The organism is Arthrobacter sp. Soil764 (assembly GCF_001428075.1).
GTDB lineage: Bacteria > Actinomycetota > Actinomycetes > Actinomycetales > Micrococcaceae > Arthrobacter.
The window spans coordinates 264,532-278,439 of the sequence record NZ_LMSI01000001.1 but is presented as its reverse complement, the minus strand read 5'-3'; the positions used below and the strand labels follow the sequence as shown (position 1 = coordinate 278,439).

Here is a 13,908-nt window from a genome sequence, read left to right as displayed (position 1 = left end):
GGACCTGCAGCGAGGGAGGGACTGGCAGTCCCTCCCACAAACCTCCATACCCGAATAGCGTGATGAGCATGGTTATGGAACTCACGCTCAACAACGGAACCACAATGCCCGCGCTCGGCCTGGGCGTCTTCCAAAGTCCCCCGGAAGAGACGACGGCGGCCGTCCAGACAGCGCTGGAGGTGGGCTACCGGCACATCGACACCGCCGCCGCGTACGGCAACGAGCGGGAGGTGGGCGAAGGAATCCGCCGCTCCGGCCTGGACCGTTCCGAGGTGTTCATCGAGACGAAGGTGTGGGTCAGCGACTACGGCTACGACGAGGCACTGCACGCTTGGGACAAGTCGGCCGGCAAGCTGGGCGTGGATCAGCTGGACCTGCTCATCCTGCACCAGCCTGCCCCGGACCGGTTCGAAAAGACCATCGCCGCCTACAAGGCCCTGGAGACCCTGCTCAAGGACGGAAGGGTGCGAGCTATCGGCGTCAGCAACTTTCTGCCGCACCACCTCACGCAACTGCTGGAGGAAACGTCCGTGGTTCCGGCCGTGAACCAGATCGAGCTGCACCCGTACTTCGCCCAGCGGAACGTCCAGGTGGCCGATGCCGAGCATGGCATCCTCACCCAGGCGTGGTCCCCGATCGGCGGCATCACGTTCTACCCGGGGTGGGGCGAGAACCGGAAGAACGTCATGCGCGACCCGGCGATTGCCGCCGTCGCGCAGGCCCACGGCAAGACCGCCGCGCAGGTGATGCTCCGCTGGCACCTGCAGCAGGGCCGCTCGGCCATCCCCAAGTCCACCAATCCGGCACGCATTGCGGAGAACTTCGCCGTGTTCGACTTCGAGCTTTCCGCGGCCGAACTCGCCGCCATCGACGCCCTGGACACCAACGTCCGCAGCGGCCCGGACCCGGATGTGGCCCGCCCCGAGCGGTTCGCCATGGTCATCCCCGAAGCCTAGAACCGCCTCCTAGAGACAAGGAACCAGCATGGAATACCGCCCGCTCGGCCGCACCGGTGTGCAGGTCAGCCCCCTCTGCCTCGGCGCGATGATGTTCGGCCCGTGGGGCAACAATGACCGCGCCGACGCCGCCCGCATCATCCACCGCGCCCTGGACGCCGGCATCAACTTCATCGACACCGCGGACGTCTACTCCGGCGGCGTTTCGGAAGAGATCGTCGGGGAGGCACTGCAGGGAAGGCGCGACGACGTCTTCCTGGCCACCAAGTTCTTCATGCCCATGGACGAGAAAGACCCCAACCAGCGCGGCGGCTCACGCCGCTGGATCTTGCGCGCGGTGGAGGACTCGCTGCGCCGGCTGAACACGGACCACATCGACCTCTACCAGGTGCACCGGCCCAGCCCGGACATGGACGTGGAGGAGAGCCTGGGCGCCCTCACCGATCTAGTCCGGCAGGGCAAGGTCCGCTACCTCGGCTCCTCGTCCTACTCCGGCTCGCAGATCGTGGAGGCGCAGTGGGCGTCCCGGGAACGGAACCTGGAGCGGTTCGTCACCGAACAGCCGCCCTATTCCATCCTGACCCGCGGCATCGAGGAGGACGTGCTTCCCACGGTGCAGCGGCACGGGATGGGCACCCTGACCTACAGCCCGCTGGCCGGCGGCTGGCTCTCCGGGCGGTGGCGGAAGGACTCAGCGTCCAGGCCCACCTCTTCGGCGCGGCCGAGTGCCCGGTTCGACATGGCCCAGCCCGCCAACCAGCGCAAGCTGGACATCGTGGAGGAGCTGGCCCAGGTGGCCGAATGGGCCGGCGTGACCATGATTGAGCTGGCCATCGCGTTCGTGATCAACCATCCCGGCGTCACATCGGCCATCGTGGGCCCGCGCACCATGGAGCAGCTGGAGTCCTACCTGCCGGCCGCCGACACCAAGCTGGGCCATGAAGTGCTGGACCGCGTCGACGAACTGGTGGCCCCCGGCGTCACCGTCAACCCTGACGACAACAGCTACGGCGCCCACGAACTCACCGCCCAGGCACGACGGCGGCATCGGGCTTAAGCCCCGGGCCGCACCTTATTTCCCCATCCCCTTATGAAAGGAACACCCATGTCAACGTGGCTCATCACCGGCTGCTCCACCGGACTTGGCCGGGCACTGGCCGAAGCCGTGCTCGCGTCCGGGCACAACGCCGTCGTCACCGCCCGGAAGGTGGAAACGCTGCAGGACATCACCGCCGGCTTTCCGGACACCGCACTGGCGCTCCCCCTGGACGTCACCGACAAGGCGCAGATCGGCGCGGCGGTGAAGCAGGCGGAGGAGAAGTTCGGCAGCATCGACGTGCTGGTCAACAACGCCGGCTACGGCTACCGCGCCGCCGTGGAGGAAGCGGACGACGGCGACATCCGGCGGCTGTTCGACACGAACTTTTTCGGGGCGGTGGACATGATCAAGGCAGTTTTGCCGGGCATGCGCGCCAACAAGGCGGGCTGCATCCTGAACATTTCCTCCATCGGCGCCCGGATCACGCCGCCGGGCTCGGGCTATTACGCGGCCACCAAGGCGGCGCTGGAGGGCATGTCCGGGTCGCTGCGCAACGAGCTGAAGCCGCTGGGCATCAACGTCACGGCCATCGAACCCGGCGGCTTCCGGACCGACTTCGCGGGCCGCTCGCTCACCCAGTCAGCGACGCCGATCGACGACTACGCGGACACGGCCGGCAAGCGCCGCAAGGAACACGACACCGCGCATGGCAACCAGCCCGGCGACCCGGACAAGGCAGCCCGGGCGATCATCGCCGTCGTCCAATCCCCCAACCCGCCGGGCCTGCTGGTCCTGGGCACGGACGCTTTCGGTGCCTTCGGTAAGGTGGCCGACGCCCAGCGCGCGGAACTGGAGCAGTGGCAGGAGCTGAGCACCGGCACCGACATCACCGACTGACCCAGCTGGGTACTAAATACTCATGACACGGCGCGAACCCGGTGCGAGAGTGGACTTGTTCCGTCAACATGTCGAGACAAGTTGGATACCGCACCATGGCAGCAAAACGGCGTCGTTCACGCAGCAAGGGCGGCGGCACCCTCGGGTGTGCCCCGTTCTTCGCCCTCATCGTCATTGCCCTCATCATTCAGTACTGGTGGGTCCTCCTGATTGCCGCGGGCGTGGTGGCGCTGACCGTGGCACTCGTGCACACAGCCAAGGCCCCACCACGTCCGGCCAGGGTGCCGCCGCCCAAGCCGCAACCCGTCATGGCTCCGCCGCGCCAGGTCCTCGGCGGGGATGACCTCGCGGCCCATATGCGCGCTGTTAAGCGGGCCGGCCGCGTACGGGACATGCAGGAGTGGGACTACGAATGGATCCGGCTGGCCTACCCGCGGAAGAGTCTTCGCGAGGTCAATGACATCGCGAACGCCCATTTTGCCCGCGGCCGTTCCATCGGTATCAATGACGGGGACCCGTCCGCCCCGTGAGCCAGGCCAACCTGGGCGGCGCCTAGTTGGGAGGGGACTTGCTTGGGGGCAGGGACGGCAGCGTGGTCAGGCTGAGTTGTGCGCGGTGGTGGCGGTAATGCTTGGGCGCCCATTCGAGGATGTCCCGGCGGCTCATCCAGGGCAGGAAGTACGGGTCCCAGCGGATGGGCATGGTCATGCCGCGGCCCAGCGCTTTGTTGTCCGCGTGGTCATACCAGGCGACCGTGATCCGCGTGGTCCGGTCCATCATTCCACGCATGCGCTCCGGCTTCAGGACCTGTCCACCGGCAGCACTCCCGGCCCAGTTCACCCAGTTGTAGGGACGTGCGCAGGAGTCGAGGAGCTTGCTCCAGTACCGGGGGGCGGGCGGCGGCAGGCGGGAGAACAGGCCCAGGAGCGGTATTCCCGCCAGTGCGATGTTCTGTCCCAGGGCCATGTGGAAGAGCAGCTGCCTGTTGGTCCACCGCGTTCCGTTGGAGGGCAGGTCCAGTTCGTCGCTGCGGGCGCTGGACACGATGTTCCGGAAGTCGTCCGCGATCCACAGCAGGTCCGCCTTCACGGGGTCGCCCTCGGATACCGCCATCGGAGCCTCCCGTCCACCGGCATCAGCCGGTCTCCACATCATAGGCTCGCGGTTCCGCTCCCCCAGCCACCGCCGGGCGGCTCTGTCATGCATCGACGCCTATCGATAGCATGAGGCCCATGAAGTTCCTCCAGGACGCGCCCCGGTTCCTCTTCTTCACAGGCAAGGGCGGCGTGGGCAAGACGTCGGTGGCGTGTGCAACGGCGCTCACCCTTGCCGGGACGGGAAAACACGTCCTCCTGGTCAGCACCGACCCCGCCTCGAACGTGGGCCAGGTGTTCGGCCAGACCATCGGCAACACCGTCACCCAGATCAGCGGCGTGCCGGGGCTCCGGGCGCTGGAAATCGACCCCGAGCAGGCAGCCGAAGCCTACCGGGAGCGGATCATCGGCCCCGCCCGGGGTGTCCTGCCGGATGCTGAGCTGGCAGGGATCGCGGAGAGCCTCTCCGGTTCCTGCACCACGGAGATCGCCTCCTTCGATGAGTTCACCAGCCTGCTGGCTGATGACAGCAGCTACGGCGAGTACGACCACATCGTTTTCGATACCGCCCCGACCGGCCACACCATCCGGCTGCTGCAGCTGCCGGGTTCATGGACGGACTTCCTGGCGGCCGGCACCGGTGATCCCTCCTGCCTGGGACCCCTCTCCGGCCTCGAGAAGCACAAGCAGGTCTACGCCAAGGCAGTGCAGGCCCTCACGGACCCGGCCCGCACGCGGCTGGTGCTGGTCAGCCGGGCCCAGACGTCGTCATTGACCGAGATCGAGCGGACCTACCTGGAGCTCAACCAGATAGGGATGGGCAGCGGGTACGTGGTGGTCAACGGGGTGCTGCCGGATGCGGCCGGCGACGAGGACCTGGCGAAAGCACTTCGCGCCCGGGAAGCCGCGGCCCTCGCCGCGATCCCCCGCACAGTGGCCGGCCTTCCGCTTGACGTCCTGGAGCTGAAGCCGGGGAACATGGTGGGGATTCCCGCGCTCGAATCCCTGTTCACCACCGCCCCTGCCACCCCACGGCAGCCACCTGCAGCGCCGGCTCCGGGTGCGAAAGATGCCCCTCTGGCAGCGCTGGTGGACGAGGTGGAGCGCGATGGCCGCGGCCTTGTCATGTGCATGGGGAAAGGCGGCGTGGGAAAAACAACTGTTGCTGCCGCCGTCGCCATAGCCCTGGCCAGGCGCGGGCATGACGTCCACCTCACCACAACCGATCCGGCCGCGCACCTGACCGAGACGCTCCACGGCTCTGTCCCCGGCCTAACCGTCTCACGCATCGATCCCGAGTCAGCCATCCGCGAGTACCGGGCCCATGTCATGGACACCAAGGGCAGGAACATGGACGATGAAGGCCGCGCTGCCCTGGCCGAGGACCTGATGTCCCCGTGCACCGACGAGGTGGCGGTCTTCCGGCAGTTCTCCAAAGTTGTCCAGGAATCGCGCCGGCACTTCGTGGTGATTGACACCGCACCCACCGGGCACACCCTGCTGCTCCTGGACGCCACGGGTTCCTACCACCGCGAAATCGCCCGCCAGGTAGGCAACACCATGGGCTTCGTGACGCCCCTCATGCGGCTGCAGGATCCGGCGCAGACCAAGGTGGTCCTGGTGACCCTGGCCGAAACCACACCGGTCCTCGAAGCCAGGGAGCTGCAGGACGATCTGGAACGGGCCGGGATTCATCCCTGGGCCTGGGTGATTAACAACTCGATCGCCGCCGCACACCCGCAAACACCATTTCTGCAGGCGCGCGCAGCCAGTGAGCTTGAACAGATTTCACAGGTGTACCAGCTGGCGGACCGGGTGGCCCTCATTCCACTGCTTCCCGACGAACCCATCGGCGAAGAAAAACTCTCCGCCCTCACGGCCTACAGTTCCCAGCCCGCCTGACAATCGCAGGGTTTACAGGGACGCCAGGAGGCCGGCCGTCCGTTCGATCGCTCCTGGGACCAGGGAGTAATAGGCCCAGGTGCCGCGCTTTTCGCGGTGGAGCAGGCGGGCGTCCACCAGGATCTTCAGATGGTGGGACACCGTGGGCTGGCTCAGGTCCAGCGGCTCGGTCAGATCGCAGACACACGCTTCGCCGCCTCCGGTGGCCTTGACAATCGAGAGCAGTCGCAGCCGGTTGGGATCGGCCAGCGCCTTGAACACGAGGGCGGTGCGCTGGGCTTCCTCCGCATCGAGGGCAGCCTGGCCGGAGGGAGCGCAGCAGGCATCATCGACGGCGGGCTCGACCGTTTGCAGGGAAGTCATGGATCCATTATGCACAAGATTGACAATCATCGATATAGTCGCCAATACTTCATATCGACGATCATCAATGTTTCCCCAGGCATTCAAGCCTGGGTAACAGCCCAGCATCACAGGAGACCCGTGAGCACCCAGACTGACCCATCCGCCCGCCTTGACGGTGAGGCTGCCGTCGTCGGCAAGCTCTCCACCCTGGACCGCTTCCTGCCGGTGTGGATCATCGCTGCCATGGCGCTGGGACTGCTGCTGGGCAACGTGATCCCGGGGCTGAACACCACGCTCGAAGCCGTCAAAATCGGCGAAGTGTCGCTGCCGATCGCCATCGGCCTGCTGGTGATGATGTACCCGGTGCTCGCGAAGGTCCGCTACGACCAGACGCACCGGGTAATCGGTGACCGCAGGCTCATGGTCACGTCGCTGGTGCTGAACTGGGTCCTGGCTCCGGCGTTCATGTTCGCGCTGGCCTGGATCTTCATTCCCGACCTCCCGGAATACCGCACCGGCCTGATTATCGTGGGCCTGGCCCGCTGCATCGCCATGGTGATGATCTGGAACGACCTTGCCTGCGGCGACCGGGAAGCTGCGGCCGTACTGGTGGCCATCAACTCCGTCTTCCAGGTCCTCGCGTTCGGCGCCCTGGGCTGGTTCTACCTCCAGCTCCTGCCGTCCTGGCTCGGCCTGCCCACCACCAGTGCGGACTTCTCCTTCTGGTCCATCACCGCCTCGGTGCTGGTGTTCCTGGGAATCCCGCTGCTGGCCGGATTCCTGACCCGCACCATCGGGGAAAAAGCCAAAGGCCGCGACTGGTACGAAGACTCCTTCCTGCCGAAGCTCGGCCCCTTGGCCCTCTACGGCCTGCTCTTCACCATCACCCTGCTCTTCGCGCTGCAGGGCGGCACCATCACTTCCCGGCCGCTGGACGTGGCCCGGATCGCGCTGCCGCTGCTGGTCTACTTCGTAGTGGTTTTCGGTGCCGGCATGGTGATCGGAAAATGGCTGGGCCTTGGCTACGCGAAAACCACCACACTGGCCTTCACGGCCGCCGGCAACAACTTCGAACTCGCCATCGCTGTGGCGATCGGCACCTTCGGCGTCACCTCCGGCCAAGCCCTGGCCGGCGTCGTCGGACCCTTGATCGAAGTCCCCGCCCTCGTTGCCCTTGTGTATGCGGCACTGTGGGCCCGCGCACGCTTTTTCACCACCACCCACGCCAACGGATGAAACAGAGGACATCATGGCTGTAACCAACACCCTCCCCGTAGCTGTCATCGGCGCCGGCCCCATCGGCCTCGCCGCGGCGGCGCACCTGCTGGAACGCGGCCTGGAACCGCTGATCTTTGAAGCCGGCCCGGCCCCCGCCGCGGCGATCGAGCAGTGGCGGCACATCCGGCTGTTCTCCCCGTGGCAATACAACACCGACGCCGCCGCCGTCCGCCTCCTGGCCGAAACGGGCTGGACTGCACCCGGGCCGGCGGAGCTGCCCACCGGCGGGGACCTCATCGACCAGTACCTCACCCCGCTCGCCAGCGTGCCCGCCATCGCGTCCCGCCTCCATACCGGCGCCCGTGTGACCGCTGTGACCCGCCAGGGCATGGACAAGACCCACAGTCGGAACCGGAACAGCACGCCCTTCCTGGTTCGTGTTGCACACGCCGACGGCGACGTCCGCGACTACCAGGCGGCGGCGGTCATCGATGCCTCCGGCACCTGGTCCACCCCCAATCCGCTCGGAACCTCGGGACTGCCGGCCGTTGGTGAAGCTGCCGCCGCCGCCCACATCTCTTCCCCGCTGCCGGACGTGCTGGGCCGGGAGCGGGCAGCGTTTGCCGGGCACACCGCCGTCGTGGTGGGCGCGGGCCACTCCGCCGCCAACACCCTGCTCAACCTGGCCGACCTCGCAGCCGGGGAGCCCGGAACAAAGATCGTGTGGGCCATTCGCGGCGCCTCGCCGGCCAAGGTCTACGGCGGCGGCGACGCCGACGGGCTCGCCGCCCGGGGCCAGCTGGGCAGCCGGCTCCGCGCCGTCGTCGAGTCCGGCACCGTTGAACTTCACACCGGCTTCGGTATCGCCTCCCTCGCGGCAAACGACGGTGCCGTCACGCTGACGGCCACGGACGGCCGGACCCTCCGCGCGGACGTGGTGGTTCCGGCCACCGGATTCCGTCCGGACCTGAGGATCCTCCAGGAGCTCCGGCTGGAACTGGACCCCGGCGTGGAGGCCCCCCGAGAGCTCGGGCCCCTGATCGACCCGGAATTCCACTCCTGCGGCACGGTGGAACCGCACGGCGCGGCGATGCTCTCCCACCCGGAACAGGACTTCTACATCGTGGGAATGAAGTCCTACGGCCGGGCGCCCACCTTCCTGCTGGCCACCGGCTACGAACAGGTCCGCTCCGTCGCGGCCGCCCTGGCCGGGGACCGCGAGGCAGCGGACACGGTGCAGCTCGAACTGCCGGAGACCGGCGTCTGCTCCTCGGACATCGGCACCAGCTGTGACGTCCCGGCGGCAGCGTCTGCAGCATTCGTGGCAGAAACCGCCGGTGGCTGCTGCGGCACCCCCGAGCCGGTGCTCATCGGCTTCCCCACGGGCCTGGCCCACGGCCGCTCCGGTGACGCATGAGCACGGCACCGAAGACCCCCAGCGTCCTGTTCGTCTGCAGCAAGAACGGCGGCAAGTCCCAGCTCGCCGCCGGACTCATGAACCGGCTGGCCAACGGGACGGTTACCGTGCACTCGGCAGGCACCACCCCGGGCAAGTCGCTGAACGCCCAGTCCGTGGAGTCCCTGGCTGAACTTGGCATCGACATCACCGGCGAACACCCCAAACCCATTACCGATGACGTGCTGAACAGCGTGGACGCAGTCATCGTCCTGGGCACGGAGGCGAAAGTCCAGGCACCCGAAGGCACCCGGTTTGAGGTCTGGGATACGGATGAGCCCTCCAAACGCGGCATCGAGGGCATGGAACGCATGCGGCTGGTGCGGGACGACATCAAGGCCCGCGTCCAGAAGCTGTATGCGGAGCTCACCGGGAGCTGAGGCATGCCGGGCCGCTGCGCCGTCCCGGCCCGGCCCTCGCCCTGGGGGACGGGCGCCGTACCGGCTGAAAGATTCCGCTTCGGCTCTTGCCGCTGTTCGTTGCCGGGCCAATAGGATGGGGCGCATAGTTAATGGCCGCACACGAAGGGGCGCCCCGTGATCGAGATCCTCAACCCCTCCGAAGTGGCCCGCGCCCGGGAGACCGGCGCCCTGGTGGCTGACATCCTGCAGGCCATGAAAACCCGCGCCACCGTGGGCACCAACCTTTTGGACATCGACCAGTGGACCAAGGAGATGATCACCGAGGCCGGGGCCGAATCCTGCTACGTGGACTATGCGCCCTCCTTCGGCCGCGGCCCCTTCGGCCACTACATCTGCACGGGCGTCAACGATGCCGTGCTGCACGGGCTCCCCCACAACTACGCCCTGGCCGACGGCGACCTGCTGACCCTGGATCTCGCCGTCGTCAAGAACGGCATTGCCGCGGACGCTGCCATCAGTTTCCTCGTGGGCGACTCACAGCCTGCGGAGAGCGTGGCGATGATCGAGGCGACCGAACGCGCCCTGGCCGCCGGGATCGCCGCGGCCGGGCCGAACGCCAAGATCGGGGACATCTCGTACGCCATCGGCCGCGTCCTCATCGACGCCGGGTACCCGGTCAACACGCAGTTCGGCGGCCACGGCATCGGCTCCACCATGCACCAGGACCCGCACGTGCCCAACACCGGCCGTCCCGGCCGCGGCTTCAAGCTGCGGCCCGGGCTGCTGCTCGCGCTCGAGCCATGGATCATGGCGGACACGGATGAGCTGGTAACGGACGACGACGGGTGGACGCTAAGGAGCGCCACCGGCTGCAGGACGGCCCACACAGAGCACACCATCGCCATTACGGCCGACGGCGCCGAGATCCTGACGCTGCCGACGCAAAAGTAGCGTCGGGCCAGGTCAGCGGCATGGAGTTCTGTGGGCGGGTTTCAGTAAAGCCGGTTCAGTAGAGGTAGACGTCGACAAGAAGGGCGGCGAGCGCCGTCACCGCTGCTGTTGCCGCAACACTGCGGGGCGTATCGCGGCTGCAGGGCCCGGTCATCAGGGCCAGAGCCGTGCCGGCAAAGGGTGATCGTAATTCGACTCCCTATGGCAGGGTTACTGCATGCGCTTGCTCGTGATTTTTGGCCCGCCCGCCGTTGGCAAGATGACCGTTGGACGCGAGATCGCCCGGCGGAGCAACTTCCGCCTGTTCCATAACCACACCCTCATCGAGCCCCTACTCGAAGTGTTCGACTACGGGACACCACCGTTCACGCGCCTACTTAACGAATGGCGGGCGGGGGTCGTCCAGGAAGCAGCCATGTCAGGCACCGACCTGCTGTTCACGTTTGTCTGGGGCCTAGAGTTGCAGGCAGACGCCGACGATCTAACGAGGTACATCCGCCCTTATGTCGAGAAGGGCGCAGACGTAGCATTCGTGGAACTGTCGGCGGACCTGAACACGCGCCTACGACGGAACCGGACCGAGTTGCGACTCGCCGAGAAGCGATCGAAGCGCGACGTGGAATGGTCCGACGCGAATGTTCGTGAGATGGAGCGCTTTCTCATGAATACTCACCTGAATGCGACTGTTGGCCGGGCTTTGCCAGGAACCGCACTCCTAGCTGAACACCGGCATATGCGGCTAGACAACGGGGACCTCACACCACAGGAGGCAGCGGCTCAGATCCTCGCTTGGCTAGACAAGGCCCCAACGGAACGCGACAGTCTAGAGTCCCCGTCCTAGCGTGGTTCGAGAAAAATCGAGGTCGTGAATTGTGAACAGGGGTGCAGGGGCAAACGGGCACTTGTGCACAGGAGTAGCGAGCAATCACGGATCACAACGAGTCTGCACAAACCCCGGATTTCAGCGGGACGCTTGCAGTCAGATTGGCAGGCTTCGGGGCAAGAGTCGAGGGCGATGACAAGCCGAGTTGCTCGGGCGTCGTAGCGGGGAGGCTGGGTTCGGCTAACCTGAACACGAGATGGTCAGCGGCGTGAGCGTCACGTTGCGCATCGGCAGAAAACAGGGGGAGACATGCGAGTTTTTAAAGCTGGTTTGATGACGGTCGCGGCAGCGTTCGCGGGCATCGCGGGTGTAGCGACGCCGGCGCAGGCTGCCACAGGATGGGACCGGTGTGAGGTTGGGTACTTCTGTGCGTTCACCGGACCGAACGGCACTGGAGTGATCGCACAGTACAAGGTGGGCGATCCGGACCTCTCCGACGGTATCGGCCCGACAGGGATGGATGACAACATCGAAAGCATTTGGAACCGTACGGGTTCGATGTGGGCAGTGCATCGGCAGATCGGCGGCCAGCAGGGGTGGGCTATGGGGGCCGGCGCCAAGCTGGGATATCTCGGGGACTTTGCTAACAGGATCAGCGTAATTACCCGCTATTAATCACATATCGGTGTCCTGATCGGGGCCGGCGCTCAAGCGGCCGTCTCGCGGAAACGCCCAGGTTTCCGCGAGACAGGCGGCATCCAGCTTGCCTTCGTGTTCCTTGCTGAGGATTCCGTTGCGGAATCTTATTCGTTGCCCGTGCAACCACGCGCCCAGCGCCCGTTCTTCGTGGTTGGAGGCTTCCTGGAGCAGGGGCCAGTCGTTACCATCCTGCCGGTGTATCGTCCGTTCTGGGCGGGCATGATGGACAAATCTTGAGGCGCAGAAGCGAACATGGATCGTGCGCCGTTGCCGAGCACCAAACTACTAAGTACACTTAGCATAATGTTTCCGGTAGGGCTGGAGCGCACATGCAGCTCCTTTGGGGGAGCATCTGCCGCTATGTGAGCGAAGGTGAGACCCATGTACGGATACCAGGAAATGCCCTCCCATGTCTATGAGGACCCCTCCAGCTTGCCTATACAACTTCAGGCAAGGGAGATTATTGACGAGATTCTTAGTAGTCGGGTTCCGGATGAAGCTGATGTCCGCGCCTCACTGAGACAGCACGTTGCGAATCACCCCGGCGAGCCGGAAAAGGCGTTACTGATGCACATGCTCACCGTTAGCCGATCCCCTCAAGATTTGATGTCATCGAGCGGATGACCACCACGAAGGTGCGCCGTTCCCTCACCAACGAGCAGGTGACCATACTGTCGGCGGCTTCGATGGCAGCATTGGGACGTCTGCCAAGGTTCAAGACCTGGTTCCGCCCCGGACTCTGGCGGCAATTCCGCTCGGTGGGGAAACCAAGACTCCCAGGAGTGGCCCGTGACGGGGCAACTGCCTGATGATGTCCCGCAAGCGGACTTCCTCGAGCAGCACCAGGCCGTACAGCTTGCCAGTGCCGGCTATGACGGGATCACCGCATCGGACGTGGACGCTGACGAAGGAGACCTTATTGAGGGGAACCTGGAATCAACAGGCGAGGACGACGACGACTACCCCGGCGCCCGCGGGGAAGTGGTGTAGAACGGCAGGCACAACACCAGAACTTTATTCAACAGGGATCCCTATGGTTGGAGGTGAAGGTAGTGGATGACAACGCAAGGCGGTACAACGAACTCGCCGCCCGGCTCGGTTTAGATCCCGTAAAACTTCGGGCTGCTAGCAAGTCATCGGAGTTCGAGCTGGGCCTCTATTTGCGGGACCCCGCGGTCTGGTCGAAACTGGAACGCCGTCATAGTGGTGGCAGGAGGGGTGAAAAGCCCGCCCTGGGGCAGCGGCAGAAAACCTCACCGCCCGCGAAGCCGGGAAAGACCAGTGCGCGGCGCGCGGCGGACAGGAAAAGGAGCCGAGAGCATGCACTGGCCGCACTGGGAGCCGCCGGAAGGTACCTCCTTACGCCTGAACAGGCCGAAACGGAACGTCTGAAATCACTGCGGGAGACGGATCTTCTGCGTACCGGAGCGGAGGAATCATTCGACCGGGTCGTGGCTGCCACCCGGGAGTTCTTTAACGTCGGTGCTGCGTCGCTGTCACTTATCGGCAGGAACACTCAACACTTCAAGTCAGCTCTTGGGCCCCTCCGCAGCCAGACCCCCAGGCAAATTGCCCTCTGCGCGGCAACCGTGGAACAGAACTCAATGCTGATCATCAACGACACGCTTACCGATGACCGTTTCGCCTCCAACCCACTCGTCCTGGGAGAGCCACATATCCGTTTCTACGCCGGATACCCATTGCACGGGCCACGCGGCTGGAACATCGGCACCCTATGCATCATCGACCAAAAACCCCGCCCGTTTCCCCCTTCTGAACAACAGGTACTCCGGATACTCGCGGCCATCGCCCAGAAGTACATCGACGCAAAGACTTAACCGCGACGGCCGGCACCCCGCTTGTGCAGCCTTCTTGTGAAAACGACAAGGTCGTGGGAAAACAGGCCAATGGCTCCGGTCCGGTTCAGGATGGAATTCCACGGGATGGGCATCAGGAGCGCCTCAGCTGCCGCGGTGGCCACGACGCCGGCGCGTCGTTCCCTGCGCACCAGCAGCAGGAGAACCAACGCGGCAAGGGCGGACAACAGTGCGCCCAGGAACATCTCAGGCAGGCTCATTCAAGGCCCTGCTATCCAGCCCCGGACATCATGGGTCCAGTGTAGGACCGGGAGGTCTGGTGTTGAGGGTGCCCCAGGTTTTGCTGCCC

17 protein-coding genes are annotated in these 13,908 nt (G+C 65.5%); 13 read left to right on the top strand and 4 right to left on the bottom strand.

Going from position 1 to position 13,908, the window contains the following annotated elements:
• The first annotated feature begins 74 nt into the window (after nt 1-74).
• The 4 genes from ASG86_RS01320 to ASG86_RS01305 all read left to right on the top strand — a co-directional run bounded on the left by ASG86_RS01320 (nt 75) and on the right by ASG86_RS01305 (nt 3,422).
• The gene (locus tag ASG86_RS01320; protein ID WP_056329096.1) at nt 75-956 is read left to right on the top strand and encodes an aldo/keto reductase; all 882 of its coding nucleotides are present in this window, start codon (nt 75-77) and stop codon (nt 954-956) included.
• Between the two features lie 28 nt (nt 957-984).
• The gene (locus ASG86_RS01315; protein WP_056329093.1) at nt 985-2,013 is read left to right on the top strand and encodes an aldo/keto reductase; all 1,029 of its coding nucleotides are present in this window, start codon (nt 985-987) and stop codon (nt 2,011-2,013) included.
• A gap of 48 nt (nt 2,014-2,061) precedes the next feature.
• On the top strand, nt 2,062-2,892 hold the full coding sequence (locus tag ASG86_RS01310; RefSeq protein WP_056329091.1) for an oxidoreductase: 831 nt from the start codon (nt 2,062-2,064) through the stop codon (nt 2,890-2,892).
• Nucleotides 2,893-2,987: 95 nt separating this feature from the next.
• Complete coding sequence (locus ASG86_RS01305) at nt 2,988-3,422, top strand: hypothetical protein (protein ID WP_056329088.1); 435 nt, start codon at nt 2,988-2,990, stop codon at nt 3,420-3,422.
• A 22-nt stretch (nt 3,423-3,444) separates the two neighbouring features.
• Here ASG86_RS01305 and ASG86_RS01300 read toward each other — a convergent pair whose 3' ends face one another.
• Nucleotides 3,445-4,005, bottom strand: a complete 561-nt coding sequence (locus ASG86_RS01300; RefSeq protein WP_056329085.1) for a DinB family protein — start codon at nt 4,003-4,005, stop codon at nt 3,445-3,447.
• 119 nt (nt 4,006-4,124) lie between these two features.
• On the opposite strand from ASG86_RS01300, the gene arsA reads away from it, so the two are divergent.
• Entirely contained in the window at nt 4,125-5,888 is a 1,764-nt protein-coding gene (gene arsA, locus ASG86_RS01295) for an arsenical pump-driving ATPase (protein WP_082566617.1), read from the top strand.
• A 12-nt stretch (nt 5,889-5,900) separates the two neighbouring features.
• On the opposite strand, the gene ASG86_RS01290 is transcribed toward arsA, so the two are convergent.
• Nucleotides 5,901-6,251: an ArsR/SmtB family transcription factor gene (locus ASG86_RS01290; protein WP_056329083.1), complete on the bottom strand. Its 351-nt coding sequence runs from the start codon at nt 6,249-6,251 to the stop codon at nt 5,901-5,903.
• A gap of 120 nt (nt 6,252-6,371) precedes the next feature.
• Here ASG86_RS01290 and arsB point away from each other — a divergent pair, with 120 nt between their 5' ends.
• The 6 genes from arsB (at nt 6,372) to ASG86_RS01260 (ending at nt 11,718) form a co-directional block, all read left to right on the top strand.
• Nucleotides 6,372-7,469 carry an ACR3 family arsenite efflux transporter gene (gene arsB, locus ASG86_RS01285; protein ID WP_056329082.1) on the top strand — a complete coding sequence of 366 codons (1,098 nt, stop codon included), beginning with the start codon at nt 6,372-6,374 and terminating at the stop codon, nt 7,467-7,469.
• Between the two features lie 13 nt (nt 7,470-7,482).
• Nucleotides 7,483-8,868, top strand: coding sequence for an FAD-dependent oxidoreductase (locus ASG86_RS01280; protein WP_056329081.1), 1,386 nt, complete (start codon nt 7,483-7,485; stop codon nt 8,866-8,868).
• On the top strand, nt 8,865-9,287 hold the full coding sequence (locus ASG86_RS01275) for an arsenate-mycothiol transferase ArsC (RefSeq protein WP_056329080.1): 423 nt from the start codon (nt 8,865-8,867) through the stop codon (nt 9,285-9,287). The genes ASG86_RS01280 and ASG86_RS01275 overlap by 4 nt, the downstream gene beginning before the upstream one ends.
• A gap of 156 nt (nt 9,288-9,443) precedes the next feature.
• Complete coding sequence (gene map / locus ASG86_RS01270) at nt 9,444-10,220, top strand: type I methionyl aminopeptidase (RefSeq protein ID WP_056329079.1); 777 nt, start codon at nt 9,444-9,446, stop codon at nt 10,218-10,220.
• Between the two features lie 217 nt (nt 10,221-10,437).
• Complete coding sequence (locus ASG86_RS01265; protein ID WP_056329078.1) at nt 10,438-11,061, top strand: AAA family ATPase; 624 nt, start codon at nt 10,438-10,440, stop codon at nt 11,059-11,061.
• Nucleotides 11,062-11,376: 315 nt separating this feature from the next.
• Nucleotides 11,377-11,718 carry a peptidase inhibitor family I36 protein gene (locus ASG86_RS01260; protein ID WP_162253484.1) on the top strand — a complete coding sequence of 114 codons (342 nt, stop codon included), beginning with the start codon at nt 11,377-11,379 and terminating at the stop codon, nt 11,716-11,718.
• A 607-nt stretch (nt 11,719-12,325) separates the two neighbouring features.
• Here the strand turns inward: ASG86_RS01260 and ASG86_RS21090 are convergent.
• Complete coding sequence (locus ASG86_RS21090; RefSeq protein ID WP_268760550.1) at nt 12,326-12,460, bottom strand: hypothetical protein; 135 nt, start codon at nt 12,458-12,460, stop codon at nt 12,326-12,328.
• A 71-nt stretch (nt 12,461-12,531) separates the two neighbouring features.
• Between ASG86_RS21090 and ASG86_RS01255 the strand changes: the two genes are divergently transcribed.
• Both ASG86_RS01255 and ASG86_RS01250 read left to right on the top strand, forming a co-directional pair.
• On the top strand, nt 12,532-12,732 hold the full coding sequence (locus tag ASG86_RS01255; protein ID WP_056329073.1) for a hypothetical protein: 201 nt from the start codon (nt 12,532-12,534) through the stop codon (nt 12,730-12,732).
• A gap of 62 nt (nt 12,733-12,794) precedes the next feature.
• On the top strand, nt 12,795-13,580 hold the full coding sequence (locus ASG86_RS01250) for a GAF domain-containing protein (RefSeq protein ID WP_162253483.1): 786 nt from the start codon (nt 12,795-12,797) through the stop codon (nt 13,578-13,580).
• On the opposite strand, the gene ASG86_RS01245 is transcribed toward ASG86_RS01250, so the two are convergent.
• Nucleotides 13,577-13,819 (bottom strand): hypothetical protein, encoded by a 243-nt coding sequence (locus ASG86_RS01245; RefSeq protein ID WP_156386080.1) that lies wholly within the window; start codon nt 13,817-13,819, stop codon nt 13,577-13,579. The two genes, ASG86_RS01250 and ASG86_RS01245, sit on opposite strands and share 4 nt — an antisense overlap.
• Nucleotides 13,820-13,908: the final 89 nt, after the last annotated feature.